The 16,715-nt window shown below is 67.5% G+C and carries 19 protein-coding genes; 15 read left to right on the top strand and 4 right to left on the bottom strand.

Annotated features, from left to right (window positions below; translation table 11 throughout):
* Positions 1 to 8 precede the first annotated feature (8 nt).
* Positions 9 to 1,433: a M20 family metallopeptidase gene (locus ACU18_RS08060; RefSeq protein ID WP_050685025.1), complete on the bottom strand. Its 1,425-nt coding sequence runs from the start codon at positions 1,431 to 1,433 to the stop codon at positions 9 to 11.
* Between the two features lie 120 nt (positions 1,434 to 1,553).
* Between ACU18_RS08060 and ACU18_RS08065 the strand changes: the two genes are divergently transcribed.
* The gene (locus ACU18_RS08065; RefSeq protein WP_050685026.1) at positions 1,554 to 2,456 is read left to right on the top strand and encodes a LysR family transcriptional regulator; all 903 of its coding nucleotides are present in this window, start codon (positions 1,554 to 1,556) and stop codon (positions 2,454 to 2,456) included.
* Between the two features lie 39 nt (positions 2,457 to 2,495).
* On the opposite strand, the gene ACU18_RS08070 is transcribed toward ACU18_RS08065, so the two are convergent.
* Positions 2,496 to 2,978 (bottom strand): Lrp/AsnC family transcriptional regulator, encoded by a 483-nt coding sequence (locus ACU18_RS08070; RefSeq protein WP_050685027.1) that lies wholly within the window; start codon positions 2,976 to 2,978, stop codon positions 2,496 to 2,498.
* A 91-nt stretch (positions 2,979 to 3,069) separates the two neighbouring features.
* Here ACU18_RS08070 and hisC point away from each other — a divergent pair, with 91 nt between their 5' ends.
* The 4 genes from hisC to ACU18_RS08090 all read left to right on the top strand — a co-directional run bounded on the left by hisC (position 3,070) and on the right by ACU18_RS08090 (position 6,026).
* The gene (hisC, locus tag ACU18_RS08075; protein ID WP_050685028.1) at positions 3,070 to 4,164 is read left to right on the top strand and encodes a histidinol-phosphate transaminase; all 1,095 of its coding nucleotides are present in this window, start codon (positions 3,070 to 3,072) and stop codon (positions 4,162 to 4,164) included.
* Entirely contained in the window at positions 4,161 to 4,820 is a 660-nt protein-coding gene (locus ACU18_RS08080; RefSeq protein WP_050685029.1) for a YitT family protein, read from the top strand. The genes hisC and ACU18_RS08080 overlap by 4 nt, the downstream gene beginning before the upstream one ends.
* Positions 4,821 to 4,890: 70 nt before the next feature.
* The gene (locus tag ACU18_RS08085; protein ID WP_050685030.1) at positions 4,891 to 5,529 is read left to right on the top strand and encodes an NADPH-dependent F420 reductase; all 639 of its coding nucleotides are present in this window, start codon (positions 4,891 to 4,893) and stop codon (positions 5,527 to 5,529) included.
* Between the two features lie 149 nt (positions 5,530 to 5,678).
* Positions 5,679 to 6,026: a hypothetical protein gene (locus ACU18_RS08090; protein ID WP_050685031.1), complete on the top strand. Its 348-nt coding sequence runs from the start codon at positions 5,679 to 5,681 to the stop codon at positions 6,024 to 6,026.
* Positions 6,027 to 6,049: 23 nt separating this feature from the next.
* Here ACU18_RS08090 and ACU18_RS08095 read toward each other — a convergent pair whose 3' ends face one another.
* Together ACU18_RS08095 and ACU18_RS08100 are read right to left on the bottom strand one after the other, a co-directional pair.
* Positions 6,050 to 6,982 carry a threonine/serine dehydratase gene (locus tag ACU18_RS08095; RefSeq protein ID WP_050685032.1) on the bottom strand — a complete coding sequence of 311 codons (933 nt, stop codon included), beginning with the start codon at positions 6,980 to 6,982 and terminating at the stop codon, positions 6,050 to 6,052.
* A 7-nt stretch (positions 6,983 to 6,989) separates the two neighbouring features.
* Positions 6,990 to 7,166, bottom strand: a complete 177-nt coding sequence (locus tag ACU18_RS08100; RefSeq protein ID WP_157370959.1) for a hypothetical protein — start codon at positions 7,164 to 7,166, stop codon at positions 6,990 to 6,992.
* Between the two features lie 207 nt (positions 7,167 to 7,373).
* On the opposite strand from ACU18_RS08100, the gene ACU18_RS08105 reads away from it, so the two are divergent.
* The 10 genes from ACU18_RS08105 (at position 7,374) to ACU18_RS08150 (ending at position 16,683) form a co-directional block, all read left to right on the top strand.
* On the top strand, positions 7,374 to 7,703 hold the full coding sequence (locus ACU18_RS08105; protein WP_050685034.1) for a PadR family transcriptional regulator: 330 nt from the start codon (positions 7,374 to 7,376) through the stop codon (positions 7,701 to 7,703).
* Positions 7,700 to 8,071 (top strand): DUF1048 domain-containing protein, encoded by a 372-nt coding sequence (locus ACU18_RS08110; protein ID WP_050685035.1) that lies wholly within the window; start codon positions 7,700 to 7,702, stop codon positions 8,069 to 8,071. The genes ACU18_RS08105 and ACU18_RS08110 overlap by 4 nt, the downstream gene beginning before the upstream one ends.
* Before the next feature lie 52 nt (positions 8,072 to 8,123).
* A complete protein-coding gene (locus ACU18_RS08115) occupies positions 8,124 to 8,903 on the top strand; it encodes an ABC transporter ATP-binding protein (protein WP_050685036.1) in 780 nt (259 codons plus the stop codon).
* Between the two features lie 6 nt (positions 8,904 to 8,909).
* Positions 8,910 to 9,671, top strand: coding sequence for an ABC transporter permease (locus ACU18_RS08120; protein ID WP_050685037.1), 762 nt, complete (start codon positions 8,910 to 8,912; stop codon positions 9,669 to 9,671).
* Between the two features lie 100 nt (positions 9,672 to 9,771).
* The gene (locus ACU18_RS08125; protein WP_050685038.1) at positions 9,772 to 10,374 is read left to right on the top strand and encodes an AAA family ATPase; all 603 of its coding nucleotides are present in this window, start codon (positions 9,772 to 9,774) and stop codon (positions 10,372 to 10,374) included.
* A 287-nt stretch (positions 10,375 to 10,661) separates the two neighbouring features.
* A complete protein-coding gene (locus tag ACU18_RS08130; protein WP_050685048.1) occupies positions 10,662 to 11,522 on the top strand; it encodes a MurR/RpiR family transcriptional regulator in 861 nt (286 codons plus the stop codon).
* Between the two features lie 47 nt (positions 11,523 to 11,569).
* Positions 11,570 to 12,481: an NAD(P)-dependent oxidoreductase gene (locus ACU18_RS08135; RefSeq protein WP_050685039.1), complete on the top strand. Its 912-nt coding sequence runs from the start codon at positions 11,570 to 11,572 to the stop codon at positions 12,479 to 12,481.
* 25 nt (positions 12,482 to 12,506) lie between these two features.
* The gene (locus tag ACU18_RS08140) at positions 12,507 to 14,054 is read left to right on the top strand and encodes an aldehyde dehydrogenase family protein (RefSeq protein ID WP_050685040.1); all 1,548 of its coding nucleotides are present in this window, start codon (positions 12,507 to 12,509) and stop codon (positions 14,052 to 14,054) included.
* Positions 14,055 to 14,083: 29 nt separating this feature from the next.
* On the top strand, positions 14,084 to 15,310 hold the full coding sequence (locus ACU18_RS08145; RefSeq protein ID WP_050685041.1) for an amidohydrolase: 1,227 nt from the start codon (positions 14,084 to 14,086) through the stop codon (positions 15,308 to 15,310).
* Positions 15,307 to 16,683, top strand: coding sequence for a DUF3100 domain-containing protein (locus ACU18_RS08150; RefSeq protein WP_050685042.1), 1,377 nt, complete (start codon positions 15,307 to 15,309; stop codon positions 16,681 to 16,683). The genes ACU18_RS08145 and ACU18_RS08150 overlap by 4 nt, the downstream gene beginning before the upstream one ends.
* The last annotated feature ends 32 nt before the right edge of the window (positions 16,684 to 16,715 follow it).

Genomic DNA, 16,715 nt, shown 5'->3' on the forward strand with positions numbered 1-16,715 from the left:
CAGTGGTTTCAGGGTGCGGAGCGGGCGGATTCGGTGGCAGCCATCCCCAGCGGGGTGGCCGCGGCAGCAAGGTCGTGGAACAAGCCGCAGGCCAGCTGCAGGCCCTCACGCGCGACGGCGGCGAGCAGGTGTTCGTCCGGGGCGTGCTGTTGGCAGCCTGGATGGGAATGCGGGATCCAGATGGTGGGCAGGCCCAGGACGTCCGCAAAAACAAAGCTGGGCAGGGAACCGCCGATGTTCGGCAGCACCACCGGCCGGGACCCGGTGGTGGCCGCCAGGGAACCGGCCGCCCAGGCAACCCAGGGATTGTCCGGGTCCAGCCGGCTGGCTGGGAAGGACATGCCCATGGACACGTCCACCATGGTGAAGCCGGCGGCATCCAGGTGCCGCCGGACCGCCGCTTCAAGGCCCGCGGTGTCCGTCCCGGGAACAAAGCGGAGCTGCAGGGATGCCCGTGCGGAGCCCGGAATGGCGTTGACCGGTTTGTCCGGGTTGCCGGCGCCGAGGGCCAGCACCTCCAGCGTGTTCCAGGCGTACAGGCGCTCGGCCGGGCTCAGGCTGCCGTCCCCCCAACCGGGATCGGTGGCGGGATCGCCAGGGTTGGGGACCAGGTCAATCAATTCCAGGGCCCCGGCCACGGATTCCGGAATGCCGGTGGGCAGCAGCTCGGGCAACCTGATGATCCCGTGGCCGTCCACCAGCGATGCCACTGCGGCGGAGATGGTGGTGGCCGGGTTCCGGAGCAGACCGCCCCAGTTACCGGAGTGGTAGGAGCCGGCCCGCAGGTCCGCCACCAGATCGAAGCTGACGCCACCCCGGGCGCCCAGGAAAACCGTGGGGCTGCCGGCGGCCAGCCGTGGCCCGTCCGAGCCGATGAAGACATCCGCCTGCAGGTCGCTGCGGTGTTCGGCAGCAAACTCGGCAAGGTCCGGGGAGCCGATTTCCTCGGCGCCCTCCAGCAGGAAGACCAGGTTGAAACCGAGGCTGCCCCGGCGTTCCAGCAGAAGCCGCAGGGCCACGATATTGATCCAGTGCTGGCCCTTGTTGTCCGCCGAACCGCGGCCGTACCAGCGGTCCCCTTCGGCACTGAGTGTCCAGGGGCTGCGGCCCCCGGTCCAGCCGGCGTCCTGCCCGTCCACCACGTCCGCGTGGCCGTAGCAAAGGACGGTAGGGAGGTCGGCGCCCTCGTGCCGGGTGGCCACGAGGAAGGAGTTCAGCCCGCCGCGCCAGGAGTCATGACGGGCCACCGTGCACCCCAGGGCCAGGAATGCGGGTTCAATAATGTCGTCCAGGTATGACTTCAGCGCAACCCTGCCTTCCGGCGTGGAGCTTTCCGTGGGGTAAGCCACCAGCCGCGCCAGATCCGCCTCAAACGTGCCGGAATCCACGAAGTCGGCCGCTGCTGCCAAGAGATCATTGCGTTGCTGCATCATTTTCCGTTCATCGATTACGTTCCCGGGTCCAAAGCTAAATGGCCCCACGGCAAACAACCAGTATCATTTTGTCGACCAGCTTTGACTTCAACGCAAACCTCACGGTGAAAGAGCCGCCGCATGAACATGCTGACGCCAGGCCTGCTGTATTTCGATGCGGTGGCGCAGGAAGGCACGCTGACGCAAGCGGCGGAAAAACTGCACGTCTCCGCGTCCGCCATCAGCCGCCAGATCAACAAGCTGGAATCGTCCCTGGGCACCCCGCTGTTCACGCGGCACGCCCGCGGCGTGGAGCTCACGGAGGCCGGCCGGCTGCTTCAGGCGTACGTCCGGCGGGCAGAGGCCGAGGGCGCCGCAGTCCGCGAGGAGCTCCTGGTTTCCGTGCAGCGGAAAACCCGCACCCTGCGGGTGGTCTGTGCCGAAGGGTTCGCCAGGGTGTGGGTGCCGTCCGCGATTGCCAGCTTCAGCCGCCAGCACAACGACATCGAGTTCCACCTGGATGTGGTGGCCTCCTCCGAGGGCACGCGCCGGGTGTCCGAAGGCGAGGCGGACGTGGCGGCTGTTTTTTCGCTGGGCCCGCAGCCGCGCGTGACGGTGGAGCATTCCACTCCCATGCCGGTGGCTTATGCCCTGGTGGCCCCGGACCATCCGCTGGCCACGCAACCCAGCGCCAGCATGCAGGACCTGTGCCGCTACAAACTGGCGGTGACAGCGCCCGGCTCCAGCCAGCGGGAGCTGTTTGACCTGGCCATGCAGATCGAAGGGCTGGTCCCGGCCATCACCCTGCAGAGCGACCACATCAACCCGGTGATCGAGTTCGCCCGCGCAGGGGTGGGGGTGTCGCTGGTGGCCGGCCTGTCGCTGGACCGCCGGGACCGCGAGGACCTGGTGACCGTGCGGCTGGACCATCCGGTGCTGCGCCAGCGGCAGGGGCAGATCCAGACCATGACCGGACGCGCCCAGCCGGCCATCCTGACGGCGTTTGTGGATGCGCTGATCGATGCCTTGGATGACCTGGTGTGAGGTTTCCCCTGCAGTGCCGGCCGGTCAGCGCCGTTCCGGTCAGGCCCCGCCGGCCACCGCTTCCAGCAACGGCAGCGTCCGGACGGGCATAACCTCCACCAGCGACATGGCCGTGCTGGTGCGGACGACGCCGTCGATCGCCAGCATCCTGTTGGTGATCCGGTGCAGCCCGGCCGGGTCCGCCGCTGCCACTTTGGCGAGGAGGTCGGCATCGCCGGTGGTGGCGTGCATCTCGATAATCTCGGGGATGGTCTGCAGCGCCGCAACCGCAGCGTCGCTGGAGGACTGACTGATGGAGATCGAGATGAACCCGATCAGCGGCAGGCCCAGCGCTTCGGTGCGGACCCGCTGGCTGAAGGGGGCCAGGCTGCCATCGCCCAGCAGCCTCCGGAGCCTGGCATGCACGGTGTTCCGGGCAACGCCCAGCGTGCGGGAGAGGGACAGGACGGTGGCCTGCGGATCGGCATCGAGCGACAGCAGGATTTTGGCGTCCAGCGGGTCAAGAAGGTGCATACTGAGCATTTTGTCATATGAAGCGGACCAGAGAACCTGATCTGTCCTGCCACTTTGGCCTGTGTTGTGCACATCCGACGGAATGCCAGACGATGCTTGCATGACCAGCATCCTTCCCGAAGCTTCCGCACCCAAGGTGCGTCCCGACGTCGCACAGTTGCCCGCCTATGTTGCCGGCAGGAGCGCCCTAACAGCACTGACCGCGGCGCTGGCCTCGAATGAGAGCCACTTCGCGCCCCTGCCGTCCGTGCTGGACGTGTTGGCCGCGGAAGCAGGCAGGATCCACCGTTATCCCAGCATGGGGGCGGTGGAGGCCCGCGAAGCGATTGCCCAACACCACGGCGTCACACCGGACGAGGTGGCGGCCGGTCCGGGAAGCTCAGGGGTGCTGCAGCAGATCCTGTCCGCAATGTGCGGGCACGGCGACGAGGTAATCTTCGCGTGGCGGTCCTTTGAGGCCTATCCCATCCTGGTGACGGTGGCCGGCGCGGTATCGGTCCCGGTCCCGCTGCGGGCGGACGAGCACCACGACCTGCCCACCATGGCAGCGGCCATCACGGAGCGCACCCGCGTGGTGCTGCTTTGCTCCCCCAACAACCCCACTGGCGTTTCCATCGGCGCGGCTGACCTTGACGACTTCCTCGCCGCCGTTCCCCCGCATGTGCTGGTGGTTCTGGATGAGGCCTACATCGAGTTCCAGCGCGGGCCGGGCGTGGATTCACTGGACTTCTACCGCCGGCACCCGAACCTGTGCATCCTGCGCACCTTCTCCAAGGCGTACGGGCTGGCCGGCCTGCGGATTGGTTACGCGATCGCCCGGCCGGAGATAGCGGACGGACTGCGCCGCACCGCCGTGCCCTTCGGCGTGAACCGGATGGCCCAGGCGGCCGCGGTGGCGTCCCTCGCCGCCGACGCCGAAATCACCGAACGCACCGGGGCCGTGGCCGCGGAACGCAGCCGCGTGACGGCCGCCCTGCGGCTGGCAGGCTGGGACCTGCCGGACAGCCAGGCCAACTTCTTCTGGATCCGGGCCTCGGACGCGCTCCGGGAGGACATCGTTGCAGCGCTGGGCGCAGCGGACATCCTGGTGCGGGGATACGCGGGCGACGGCGTCCGCATCACTTTGGCGGACACCGCCACCAACAACCGGGTGCTGGCAGCCCTGGGCCACCGCGCGGGGTTCGCCGCCGCATGAGCACTCCCGCTGCCACACTTTCCGCTGCCGAAAAACCTGCCCCTGCGCAGGGCGGGCCTGCCACCTTCCGCCATACTGCCGCGGAAGACATCCTTGGCATCCTCACCGGGACCTTCGCCGCATCCCTGGGCCTTTACCTGCTTAAATCCAGCGAGGCGGTAACGGGTGGAACGGCCGGCCTGGCCCTGCTGTTCAGCTACTCCGTGACGGTACCCTTCGGCGTCATTTTTGTGGCCGTGAACCTGCCGTTCTTTATCCTGGCCGTGTGGAAGAAGGGCTGGGACTTCGCGCTGCGGACCGGTGCGGCCATCGCCCTGGTGTCTGTCATGTCCAGCCTGCACCCGCTGTTCCTGGGCGCCCTTGACATCCAGCCCGCCTACGGCGTGGTGGCCGGGAACCTGCTGGCCGGGGTTGGCCTGCTGATCCTGTTCCGGCACAGGTCGAGCCTCGGGGGCTTCAACATCCTGGCGCTGATTCTGCAGGATCGCCTGGGCTGGCGGGCGGGCTATGTGCAGATGGTCCTGGACGTGGCCATTGTGCTGGCATCGCTGGCGCTGGTTCCGGTGCCCATGGTGTTGCTGTCGGCGGCTGGTGCGACACTCCTGAACCTCATCCTGGCGCTCAACCACCGGCCAGGCCGCTATCTGGGACAGTAGCCGCCGGGGCGCTGGTTTATTCCCCGGGCCGGACTGAAATATCTGCGCCCGGTCCGCCGTTGGCCCCCATATGACGACTATTGGAATCATCGGAGCAGGACACATCGGCAGCCAGGTAGCCCGGAAGGCGGTGGCCACCGGTTATGACGTGGTCATCAGCAACTCCCGCGGGCCGGAAACCCTGGCGGACCTCGTGGCGGAACTCGGCCCCAGGGCGCGGGCGGCAACCGCGGCCGAGGCGGCAGAGGCGGGCGACTTCGCCGTGGTGACGGTGCCGCTGAAGAACTACCGGGACATTCCGGTGGCACCGCTGGCCGGCAAGATCGTGATCGACACCAACAACTATTACTGGGAGCGGGACGGCCGCGTCCCCGCCCTCGACAACGGCGAAGCCACCACGGCGGGGATGCTCCAGGAGCACCTGCCGGAGTCCAAGGTGGCCAAGGGCTTCAACCACATCATGGCCAAGGACATCTCCGGGGGCACCCCTGCAGGAACCGAAAACCGGCGGGCACTGGCCACGGCCAGCGACTTTCCGGAGGGCTCGGACCTGGTGGCAAAGCTGTATGACGAGTTCGGTTTCGACACGGTCAATATCGGCCCGCTGTCCGAATCCTGGCGCGTGGAGCGCGACCGCCCGGCCTACGTGGTCCGGCAGAACGCCGCCGAGCTTGAGGCAAACCTCGCCAAGGCACCCCGCACCGTTTAGCGGCGCACCAAGCGGGCAACCTTGAGCGGCGGCGGGCCGGGACTATCGTGCCTGCCGCCGCTTTGTTGCGCCGCCGCGACCTGCCCGGCAAGGCGCATCAGGCGCTGTTCTGCTTACAATCGAAACCTCAATCAACTACTGAGGGATCCATGAAGAAATTCACCATTGCCCTGTTTGCCGCCGGACTCGCCGTCTCAGCCACGGCCTGCACCGCTTCGAACCAGCTCACCACCCAGGAAACCTGCGAGCGGATCCAGGCAGTGGTGTCCAGCCCGGCCAACAATGCCGGCAAGACGGGCATGAACCGCCTGGCCAACCAGATCCGGCCCATCCACGCCGTTGCGTCCGACGACCTGAAGCCGGCACTGGAATCCATCCTCGAATTCACTGATGAGCAGGCCAAGGAGACCCCCGACGAGGACAAGCTCGCTGACTTGTCAGCTGATTACCAGGAAGCCGGCACCACGTTCAGCTCGCTCTGCGGCGGCCAGCAGTAGCTTCCGGACCGCACCCGGCAGCCCTACAGGGTTGCCGGGTCCGTGTTTGAGCCGCAGAGAATAACGGCCACCTTCTCGCCGGGTTGCGGCGCGTAGGAGCCGGCCGCCAGCGCCGCATAAGCCGCGGCGGCACCGTGTTCCACCACCATCCGGTAGCCGTTCCACAGGGCCGACCGCGCGGCGATGATGTCCGCATCCCTCACCAGGACGCTTTCGACGCCGGTGCGGACCGCCACGGAGTAGCCGATCTCCCCTATGCGGCGGGCACCCAGCGAGTCGGCCGCAACGCCGGAGACGGCCACGTCCACGGGTTTTCCGGCCGCGAGCGCGGCGTGGAGGGTGGGCGCGGTCGCCGGTTCCACTGCCACCACTTTGGCCGAACCTTCCACGGCTGCCGCGATGCCGGCCATCAGCCCGCCGCCGCCCACGGCCACCAGGATGGTGTCCACGCCCGGCAGCTGTGCCAGCAGTTCAGACCCCACGGTTCCGGCCCCGGCGGCAATTTCCGGATGGTCGTACGCGTGGCAGTACACGGCGCCGGTTTCAGCCGCGTACGCCACCGCAGCCTGGTACGCCACGGCATATTCCGCCCCTGCCTGGACCACCGTGGCGCCGATGGCCTTCAGTTTCTGCACCTTCACGGCGGGCGCAGTCTCCGGGACAAACACGGTTGCCGGCACCCCCACCTGGGCGGCGGCGTAGGCGTTGGCCAGCCCGGCGTTCCCGCCGGAGGCCACCACCACGCCCACGTCCGGCCGCAGTTCCCCGCGTTCCCGGCTCGCCAGGATCCGGTTCAGCGCGCCCCGCGCCTTGAAGGTGCCGGTGTGCTGCATAAACTCGCACTTGAACCAGACCTGCCCGGCAACTGTTCCTGGGTCGCCGGCCAGGATGGGGGTGGTCCGGGCGAGGCCCTTGGTTCGAGCGGCCGCCTGGGCAACGTCAACGCTGGTGATCACGGGCGGCTCAGACCTCGTCATCCCAGGTGCCCGGCTCTTCCAGGGCATCCTCGGGTTTGTCCTCCTGGCCAGGTTCGCCCTTGCCAACGAACGATGCGGGGACGGTTCCGGCAGCCTGCGTCTGCTGTTCCTCGCGGATGTTGGCGGCCTGCCCGGTGGGCTGCTCTTCGTTGGACGTGCTCATGATCATTCCTCTCGCTGGGAGTGGCGGCAGTTCCTGCCGGGTCCGGCCCGGCATGCCTCCAGCCTAGAGGTTCCGGCTGCTTCGCTGCGGACCCCGCCTGGTCGGTTGAGTCCGGCGACTCCGCCGAAAACTGCCCCTTGCGCCATCACTACCTAGTGCTACTATGTAGTGGTAGTCAGCATTACTAAGTAGTGACGGGAGGACCTGATGGGCAAGCAAATGACGGAGATGCTCAAAGGCACCCTCGAAGGCATCGTCCTGGCCATCCTGGCGGGCAGCCCCGCCTATGGCTACGACATCACGGCCCGCCTGCGGGACAAGGGGCTCACGGACATCGCCGAGGGAACGGTATACGCGCTCCTGGTGCGGATCGAGCAGCGCGGCCTGGTGGACGTTGAGAAGCGCCCCTCCGAAAAAGGGCCGCCGCGCAAGGTGTACTCGCTCAACGCCCAGGGCGGGGAATACCTCGAGGAATTCTGGAAAACATGGAGCTTCCTGTCCGGGCGGCTCGAACAGCTCCGCAACGAAGGGAGATGACGTTGTTCATCACAGACATGATCGACCAGAAGAGGCGGTTCCGCCGGTACAAGGCCCGCAAGGAGCAGCTCCCGGCGAACTACCGCAAGGTGCTGGACGCTGTGGAGCGCTACTTCTGGCACTTCGCCTCGGGCAAGGGCGAGAGCATCCTGCAGCTCCTGGACGACGTGGCGGACCTCTTTGAGCAGGCCGCCGCTGACGCCACCCCGGTCCGGGACATTGTGGGCGCGGACCCGGTGGAGTTTGCCGAGGAACTGATGCGCAACTATCCGGAGAGCCTGTGGATCAACAAGGAGCGCGAGCGGCTCGCCCAAACCATCAACAGCATTGCCGGGGACCACGGAACCTCCGGCGACGGGCGAAGCTAACCACCCGCCGTCGGCCGTTCCCCGGCGCAAGCCAGGAAGGAACTGCAACGACATGGCAACACAACAGGAACCGGCGCCGGCAATCCGGGTGCGCGGCATGGAGAAGTCCTTCAAGGACCTGCATGTCCTGCGCGGCGTGGACTTTGACGTGGCCCAGGGCTCCATTTACGCATTGCTCGGCTCCAACGGCGCGGGCAAAACCACCATCATCCGGATCCTGTCCACGCTGCTGCGGCAGGACGCCGGCACCGCCTCGGTCAACGGGTTCGACGTCGGCACCCATCCTTTGGCGGTCCGGCAATCCATCAGCCTGACGGGCCAGTTTGCCGCCGTGGACGAGATCCTCACCGGCCGGGAGAACCTGGTGCTGGTGGCACGGCTGCGGCACCTTGCCGGCCCGGGCGGGATCGCGGACGACGCCCTTGCGCAGTTCAACCTGGCCGACGCCGGGACCCGCAAGGTGGCCACCTACTCCGGCGGCATGCGGCGGCGCCTCGACATCGCCATGAGCCTGGTGGGTAATCCGCCGGTGATTTTCCTGGACGAGCCCACCACCGGACTGGACCCCGAAGCGCGCAAGGACGTGTGGCAGGTGGTCAGGACACTGGCGGGGCAGGGCACCACCGTGGTGCTCACCACGCAGTACCTGGACGAAGCCGAACAGCTGGCAGACCGGATCGGCATCCTCCATCAGGGCCGCATCATTGCGGACGATACCCTGGCCGGGCTGAAGCAGCTCCTCCCCCCGGCCAGGACCGAGTATGTGGAGAAGCAGCCAAGCCTTGAGGATATTTTCCTCGCCATCATCGGCAACAACGCACCGGGCAGGTAGGACACCATGGCCACACATTTTTTCAGCGACACCAAGGTCCTGCTGGGACGGTCCCTGCGCCACATCGCCCGCAGTCCGGACACCATCATCACTGTCACCATCACCCCGATCGCACTGATGCTGCTGTTTGTCTACGTCTTCGGCGGTGCCATCAGCACCGGGACCGGCAACTACGTCAACTATCTGCTGCCGGGCATCCTGCTGATCGCCATCGCTTCGGGCATCGCCTACACCGCATTCCGGTTGTTCACGGACCTGCAGGGCGGCATTTTCGATCGTTTCCACTCCATGCCCATCGCGCGGTCCTCTGTTCTTTGGGCGCACGTCATCACGTCCCTGGTGGCCAACGGCCTGTCGCTGGTGATCATTGTGCTGGTGGCGCTGCTGATGGGTTTCCGCACCCCGGCCGGGCCGCTGGCATGGCTGGGCGTTGCCGGCATCCTCGCCCTGTTTACGCTGGCGCTGACGTGGGTGGCCGTGATCGCAGGGCTGTCCGCCAAGTCCGTTGACGGCGCAGGCGGCTTTTCCTACCCGCTGATCTTCCTGCCGTTCATCAGCTCCGCCTTCGTTCCCACGGACACCATGCCCGGGCCGGTGCGCGCCTTCGCGGAAAACCAGCCGGTCACCGCGATCGTCAACACCATCCAGGACCTGTTTGCCGAACGGCCGGTGGGTTCCGGGATCTGGGTGGCCCTCGCCTGGTGCGTGGGCGCCCTGGTCGTGGCCTACGTACTGGCCATGGCGGCCTACCGCAAGCGGTTTCCTTGACCGGCACCGCCTTCGCGGGCGTCCCAACGACTGTGAGTTGGGACTCAGCCGGGACACACGGCCGCCCTCCGGCGTTAAGCAGACGGCGGAAGGAGGCCACATGATCATTGTCCTGACCGGAATCGACGGTTCGGGTAAGTCCACGGCCGCCCGCGCCCTGGTAGCAGCCGTGAAAGCAGGCGGCGGAGAGGCGCTGCTGCTCAACAACCACGCGGGCCGCCGCAGCATGTCAGTGCTGGGCGACCGGCTGGGGGTCCGGCTCCCGCCCCGGCCGGCCGACGCCATCGAAACAACGGTGCGCGTGTGGAACGTCCTGGTCTCGCACCTCCGGGCCAGCCGTCACCCGGGCCTGGTGGTGATGGACCGGCACCTGCACTGCCAGTTGGCGCTCCGGGACACCAAGGGGATCCCCCAGGGCCGACTCCTGCCCTGGCTCCTGGCGGCACTTCCCCAGCCGGCCGCCGTCGTCCATCTCGAGGTGGATCCCGCCACCGCCCACCAGCGCATCCTTGCGAGGGGCGCCGATAACGAGACCCTGGAGGACCTGGCCGCCTTCCACGAGGCCTACCGCAGGCTTCCGGGGTACGGCACGTTCGTGAAGCTGGATGCCGCAGTGACGCCGCAGGAACTGGCGCAGCAGCTGCTGGCCGTGGTGAACCGGCCCCTCCCTGCCACCGGCACCCTTAGCCCGGACCGGACCTAGCTGTATTGGCCTGGCAGCTGCTGCTGCCTGCAGCGGTCCCGCGGGCCGCCAAAAGGGCTCCGCCTGGAGCGGGCCCGACTAAAGCCGCCGGCATAACAAACCCGGAAAATCCTGCAACCAACAGGCTTTTACCTTCCTGAAACACAAAACACTGTTCGCAAACGCAATTGCAGGCTACATTTGATGCAATTGCACTTGCAGAGTGATCTGCGTTACAGAATGGTCCCGCCTTGAACCCCAGCGCTTCCCCCGAGCACCTTTCCGAAGAGAACGAGTTCGGTTCCGGCATCGACTCCAGCTCCGGCATCAGCTCGCACGAATGGCTGGGGGACGCACTGCCGGACGTTGCGCTGACCAAGGCGCAGAGCCGCGTGGTGGAAGTCATCCGCCGCAACCCGCAGCTGTCGTCGTACGCGGAACTGGCCGAAATCGCCCAGCGCGCCGACGTCAACAACTCCTCGGTGGTGCGCACAGCGCAGCACCTGGGCTACCGGGGCTGGCCGGACCTGCAACGCGAGCTCCGCTCCAGGTACCTGGTGATGATCTCCACCGAGGAAACCCTCACCGAACACGGCGTCACCCGCAGCCCGCTGTACGAAGCCATCACCCACGACATCGAAAACCTCCGCCTGACGCTGGACTCCAACACCCCGGAGGAAGCTGAGGCGGCCATTGCGGCAATGGCCGCGGCCAGGTCAATCACCGTTGTTGGCATTGGCTCGTTCGCCGGTCCCGCCGGCGTGATGGCCCACCTGGGCTCCACCATGGGCTACCCCATCACGCTGGAAAACCGCGCCGGTGTCCACCTGGCGTCGAGCACCAACAGCCTTGGCCCCGGGGACGTCCTGGTGGTCATCAACATGTGGCGCTCGGTAAAGCACATCATCATCGCCGCCGAAGCCGCCAAAGAGGCGGGCGCCACCGTCGTGGCCATCAGCGACCTGCGCCGCGGCCGCCTGGCCACCGCCGCCGACCACCTCCTGGTGGTGGCCTCGGAGGGCATCTCGTTCTTCCAATCCGTTACCGCCGCGAACTCCCTGGTCTACGGCCTGCTCGCCGGCATGGAGGCTGCGCATCCGGAACGCAGCCGGGCCACCATCCGGCGCACCCAGCAGCTCTGGAAAGACCTTGACGTCTACCTCGACTGACTGCGCCGAACAGCCAAACCACCACCACCTCCTGAGGAGTACCCCCTGTGAACCAGCCAACAAGCCGCCGCATCGCCGTGATCGGCCTCGGCGCCATGGGCGGAGCCATGGCCGCCACCCTGCACAAGGCAGGGTGGGACGTCACCGGTTTCGACCCGTCCGAAGCCGCCCGGAAATCCGCCGCAGATGCAGGCATCAGCACCACTGACAGCCTGCCCGGCATCGCCGGCACACCGTATGCAGTCCTGTCCCTGCCCGCGGCCAGCATCGTGGAAACCACCGTTCCCCAGCTGCTGGCAGCACCGGGCACCGTGGCCATCATCGACACCACCACGTCCGAACCCGCCACCAGCAAGCACATGGCCCAGCTTGCGGCGGCACAGGGTGCGGCCTTCATCGATGCCCCCGTCTCCGGCGGCCGGGACGGCGCCGCAACCGGCACCCTCAGCGCCTTCGTGGGCGCCACGGATGCCGCACTGGAGGCCGCCGGGCCGGTGCTGCAGGCCCTCACCGGCGGAAACTTCAGCCACATCGGCGGACCGGGTTCGGGCAACGTGGTCAAGTTGCTCAACAACGTCCTGGCCGCTGCGAACCTCGCGTCAGTGGGAGAGGCCCTCGGCGTCGCCAAGGCCTACGGCATCGATCCCGCCACAGCCGCGGCCAGCATCAGCGGAGCCTCCGGCGGCAGCAAAGTCTCCGCCAACATGTACCCCACCTGGGTCCTCACCGGCACCCACAACTCCGGCTTCTCCCTCGGCCTGATGGCACGCGACGCGGCCCTCGCCGTGGAGATCGCCACCCGGATCGGCGAAAACCCCACCCTGCTCACCGCCGTCGCCAACCAGTGGCAGGACGCCTTGGCCCTCCTCGGCCCGCGGGCCGACTTTACCGAAATCGCACGGACCGTCGCCCCGGCCATCACGCCCGCGGGCGCACCCACCACCACACCCACCGCCTGATTCCCAGCCTTTAAGGACCATTACCTTGCCTATCACCACAGCACCCACCTCCTCCTCGGCGGCCACCGCCCGGGCCGTCCTGGACGCCGCCTTCCCGGCCGGCCTCGGCGCCTTTGTTGACGGCAGGGTTGCCACCGGCAGCGGCGACAGCATCACCCTCACCGCCGCCGCCACCGGCGAACCCTTCGCCTCCTACGCCGACCCGGGCCCCGACGGCGCCAACGCCATCCTTGAAAGCTCGACGGCGGGCGCGGCTGCCTGGGGAGCGCTCAACGGTTTCGAGCGGGCAGCCATCCTCCGCAACGTCAGCCGCGTTGTCGAGGCGCACGGCGAGGAACTGGCCATCCTCGAATCCGCCACCACCGGCAAACCCATCCGCGATGCCCGCGTCGAAGCCGCCAAAGTCGCCGAAATGTTCGGCTACTACGCCGGCTGGGCGGATAAACTGACCGGCCACACCATCCCGGTCCCGGGCAACTGGCACACCTACACCGAGCGCGTCCCATGGGGCGTTGTTGTCGCCATCACGCCCTGGAACGCTCCGCTGTTCACGGCCGGCTGGAATTCCGCAGCACCCCTGGCCGCCGGCAACGCCGTGATCATCAAGCCCAGCGAATTCACCCCCGCCTCCTCGGTCCGGCTGGCCCAGTTGGCCCACGAGGCGGGACTTCCGGCCGGCGTCTTCAACGTGGCGGCCGGACTCGGCCAGACCGTGGGGGCCGCCCTCACCACCGACCGGCGCGTGGGGAAGGTCAGCTTCATCGGCTCCGTCCCCACCGGCCGCCGGGTGGCCGTCGCCGCCGCGCAGGCCGGCATCCCGGCGCTGCTGGAACTCGGCGGCAAAAGCGCCAACATCGTGTTTGCCGACGCCGACCTGGACCGCGCCGCGGACGGCGCCATCTCCGCGATCTTCTCCGGCGCCGGCCAGTCCTGCGTGGCAGGATCCCGGCTCCTGGTGGAGCGTAGCGTGCACGCGCAGTTCATCGACATGGTCGCTGCCAGAGCCGCCCGGCTCCGCGTCGGCGACCCGCTCAGCGCAGACACCGAGGTGGGCCCCATCATCACCGCCCAGCAGTTCGCCACGGTCACCACACTCATCGAGGAGGGAATGCACGACGGCGGCCGCCGGGTCACGGAGGCGGCGCTTCCGGAGGCACTGGCCGGGTCCGCCCTGGCCGGCGGGCACTGGGTGATGCCCACCCTGCTGGACGGCGTGACACCGGCCAACCGGCTCGAAACCACCGAGGTCTTCGGTCCTGTGGTGGGCGCTGACGCGTTCGACACCGAGGCAGAGGCCATCGCCCGGGCCAACAACACCAACTTCGGCCTGGCCGGAGCGGTGTGGACCTCCGACGTCTCCCGCGCCCACCACGTGGCCCGCGAGGTAAAGGCAGGCACGTTCTGGATCAACTCCTACAAAACCATCCACGTGGCAGTCCCGTTCGGCGGATTCGGCGACTCCGGCCATGGCCGCTCCTCCGGCCCGGGCGTCCTGGACGAGTACACCCAGACAAAAGCCATCTGGGTGCCCACCCGTGCCGCCGGGTCCCCCTTTCCTTCCCTGTCCTACTAGACCGGCCCACCCAGAACAGGCAGCTACCCATGGAACAGACAGAGCCAACCCCCGCGGCGCCGGACCTCCGCGCCGAACTCGCTGCCGGCGTCGAACGCTGGCGTCCGCAGGTGCAGGAACTGGCCCGCGACATCCACGCCCACCAGGAGGTTTCCTTCGAGGAGGTCCGCTCGGCGGAGGCCATCGCCGCGCTCCTGGAAGCGGGCGGCTTTTCGGTGGAACGCGGCACAGCCGGCCTGCCCACGGCCTTCACCGCCACCGCCGGCACGGGTGAACTGACCGTTGCCCTGTGCGTGGAATACGACGCGCTTCCGGACATCGGCCACGCCTGCGGGCACAACCTGATCGCCGGCGCTTCGGTGGCGGCGGCCCTGGCCCTCCAGCCGCTGGTGGACCAGCTGGGCATCACATTGAAGGCCATCGGCACCCCGGCCGAGGAGCACGGCGGCGGCAAGGTACTGATGCTCAAAGCCGGGGCGTTCGACGGCGTCGGGCTGGCACTGATGGTCCATCCGGTCCAGGACGGGGTGACCTACAACCCGGCGGGGACCAGCGCCCAGGCGGTGGGCAGGTACCAGGCAACGTTCACCGGCAAGGCCGCGCACGCCGCAGCGGCCCCGCACCTGGCCGTGAACGCAGCCGACGCCGCCGTGTTGAGCCAGGTTGCCGTTGGCCTGCTGCGCCAGCAGATCCCCGGCGACCACCGCATCGCGCTGTATGTGGCTGAGGCCGGGCATGTCACCAACATCATCCCGGAGAAGGCAGTGGTCCAGTTTGAATGCCGGGCCTTCACCCTGCCGGAGTACGAGGCCCTCCTGGAACGCGTCCGCCGCTGCTTTGAAGGGGCCGCCCTGGCCACCGGAACAACGCTGGCCATCGAACCGACCGAACCGTTGTATGAACCGCTGCGCCAGGACGACGAACTTGCCGCACACTGGACCGCGGCCATGGACACTTTCGGCAAGGACACCTCACCGTCGGCCGGCCTCAGCGGCGGTTCAACCGACATGGGCAACATCTCCCAGGTCATCCCGTCCCTTCATCCCTGGCTCAGCATCCCCGGAGCCAACGTCCCCATCCACTCGCACGCGTTCGCAGCGCTTGCCGACACCCCCGGGGCCTACGGCGTGATGTTCGAGGCAGCCACAGCGCTGGCCTGGACCGTCTCCGCCGCTGCCTCAACCCCCACCCAACGGGAACGCTTCACCAAAGCGGCATACCGCCGTCGTACTTTCACCCAGGAAGGCACCTCATGAGTACCAGCACCACAACCCCGCGGAAAGACACAGCTGGTGCCCGGCTGACGCTTCCGGTCGCCGCGCTGGCGTTTGTCATTGCGCTGGCCGTGCAGTTCATTGGCCAGGCCAAAATCGACCTCGGAATCGGCGCAATCGTCATCTTCCCCATGGTCTGGGGGCTGATCCTCGGGCTGCTTGTATCCATCCAGAAGTTCAAGCCCATGGGCATCGACCTGCAACGGGTCGCGGCAGCCCTGGTGGGGGTGGCCGTCCTGCTGCTGGTGGCCCGGCTGGCCTTCAACATCGGCCCCAGCCTGCCCACGCTGCTCCGGGCCGGACCCGCCCTGCTCCTCCAGGAGGTGGGGCACCTGCTGGGCACCATCATGCTGGCCCTCCCGCTGGCTGTCCTGCTCCGGATGGGCAAGGCAACGGTGGGCGCCACGTTCTCGCTGGACCGCGAACCGTCGTTCGCCATGGTCTCCGAAAAGTACGGTCCGGACTCGGACCAGTACCGCGGCGTGCTGGCCATGTACGTCTTCGGCACCCTGTTCGGCGCCGTGTTCATTACGCTGCTCACCTCGCTGGTTGCCAACTGGAAGATCTTCGATCCGCTGGCTCTCGCGATGGGCGCCGGCGTGGGCTCCGGCTCCATGATGGCGGCTTCCTCGGCCAGCATCATCGCCGCTTACCCGGCGGACCAGGAAGCCATCCTGGGCATGGCAGCGGTATCCAACCTGATCACCACCATCCTGGGCGTCTATGTGGGCATCTACATCGCACTGCCCTTGGCGGACAAGTTCTACAAGTTCCTCACCCGCAAGCAGACGGCCCGCGAAAAGGCTGCGGTGGCTGCCGACGGCGGCACTGTCCGCAGCCAGGCCGACGTTGACCGCGAAGCCGCCCAGGCCGAGGAGAACCGGGCGTTCCGCGAAAAGGTTGCGGAGTCCTCCGCCGCCATCAAGCTCCCGTTGTGGCTGTCCCTGTCGGTCCTGACGGTCCTCGGCATCGGCACCGCGTCGGTGGCTGCCAAGGGGTTCAGCCTGTCCATCGTGGGCGGCTACGGCATCATGCTGGCCCTGGTCCTGGTCAGCCTGGCACTGGCGAAGGCCACCCGGAAGATCTCGGCGATTGTCTACGTCACCACCATCGGCGCGTACATCTCCAGCCCCTGGTTCTTCGGGGCGGAGGCCCTGAATTCGGTGATGAAAACGGTCGACTTCCTGTCCATCGCCACCGTGATGCTCACCCTGGCCGGCCTCTCGCTGGGCAAGGACATTCCGTTGCTGAAGAACATCGGCTGGAAGATCATCCCGGTGGGCCTGGTGGCCATCACAGCATCGTTCCTGCTGTCCACGGTCATCGCGGAGTTCGCCCTCGGGTTCTGGCACTGAGCCGGCAGGGGCCCTGTCTCTTATACACATCT

The organism is Arthrobacter sp. ZBG10, assembly GCF_001238605.1.
Lineage (GTDB): Bacteria > Actinomycetota > Actinomycetes > Actinomycetales > Micrococcaceae > Arthrobacter.

Coding starts and splice junctions, on each gene's coding strand:
- ACU18_RS08115 (WP_050685036.1), top strand. CDS start 8,124: ATGGCAACACAACAGGAACCGGCGCCGGCAATCCGGGTGCGCGGCATG.
- ACU18_RS08065 (WP_050685026.1), top strand. CDS start 1,554: ATGAACATGCTGACGCCAGGCCTGCTGTATTTCGATGCGGTGGCGCAG.
- ACU18_RS08145 (WP_050685041.1), top strand. CDS start 14,084: ATGGAACAGACAGAGCCAACCCCCGCGGCGCCGGACCTCCGCGCCGAA.
- ACU18_RS08090 (WP_050685031.1), top strand. CDS start 5,679: ATGAAGAAATTCACCATTGCCCTGTTTGCCGCCGGACTCGCCGTCTCA.
- hisC (WP_050685028.1), top strand. CDS start 3,070: ATGACCAGCATCCTTCCCGAAGCTTCCGCACCCAAGGTGCGTCCCGAC.
- ACU18_RS08125 (WP_050685038.1), top strand. CDS start 9,772: ATGATCATTGTCCTGACCGGAATCGACGGTTCGGGTAAGTCCACGGCC.
- ACU18_RS08085 (WP_050685030.1), top strand. CDS start 4,891: ATGACGACTATTGGAATCATCGGAGCAGGACACATCGGCAGCCAGGTA.
- ACU18_RS08070 (WP_050685027.1), bottom strand. CDS start 2,978: ATGCTCAGTATGCACCTTCTTGACCCGCTGGACGCCAAAATCCTGCTG.
- ACU18_RS08110 (WP_050685035.1), top strand. CDS start 7,700: ATGACGTTGTTCATCACAGACATGATCGACCAGAAGAGGCGGTTCCGC.
- ACU18_RS08120 (WP_050685037.1), top strand. CDS start 8,910: ATGGCCACACATTTTTTCAGCGACACCAAGGTCCTGCTGGGACGGTCC.
- ACU18_RS08150 (WP_050685042.1), top strand. CDS start 15,307: ATGAGTACCAGCACCACAACCCCGCGGAAAGACACAGCTGGTGCCCGG.
- ACU18_RS08100 (WP_157370959.1), bottom strand. CDS start 7,166: ATGAGCACGTCCAACGAAGAGCAGCCCACCGGGCAGGCCGCCAACATC.
- ACU18_RS08060 (WP_050685025.1), bottom strand. CDS start 1,433: ATGATGCAGCAACGCAATGATCTCTTGGCAGCAGCGGCCGACTTCGTG.
- ACU18_RS08080 (WP_050685029.1), top strand. CDS start 4,161: ATGAGCACTCCCGCTGCCACACTTTCCGCTGCCGAAAAACCTGCCCCT.
- ACU18_RS08105 (WP_050685034.1), top strand. CDS start 7,374: ATGGGCAAGCAAATGACGGAGATGCTCAAAGGCACCCTCGAAGGCATC.